The organism is Salinimicrobium oceani, from assembly GCF_012037645.1.
The window spans coordinates 1-414 of the sequence record NZ_JAAVJR010000796.1 but is presented as its reverse complement, the minus strand read 5'-3'; the positions used below and the strand labels follow the sequence as shown (position 1 = coordinate 414).

Here is a 414-nt window from a genome sequence, read left to right as displayed (position 1 = left end):
AAACATGCGTTGCAAAGTTTTTTAAAACTTTGCAACGATATTAAAACTGCTGCAAAAGCAGGAAGCAGAATTGCAAAGGAAGTAATATCCACAATTGAAAAACTGGAACAGCACCTTCATCACACCTTTTTCAACGAAATATCCAGAGCCCAAATTTTAAAGCTGAACAGTCCGATCCTTCAGAAGAAAGAAGGTTATCGGGAGGTGTTGAAGGCGTGGCTAATGTTTGACTTGGCTGCAAAATTAGTTTGGAAAGGAGGAGAAGATGTCTACGCCAGTGGCAAAAAAGACATAGCCACACTTTATGAATACTGGCTATTTTTCACTCTACTTGACTTATTAAAAGAAATTTTTCAAATGAATCCAGCAGACTTGGAAGATCTAATTAAACCTACAAGTGATGGGCTGAGTCTT

At 37.9% G+C, this 414-nt stretch carries 1 protein-coding gene; it reads left to right on the top strand.

From position 1 onward, the window contains the following. Window positions 1-9 precede the first annotated feature (9 nt). Window positions 10-414: DUF2357 domain-containing protein (locus HC175_RS19450; RefSeq protein ID WP_235942696.1), on the top strand; the 405-nt coding region annotated here is incomplete at its 3' end.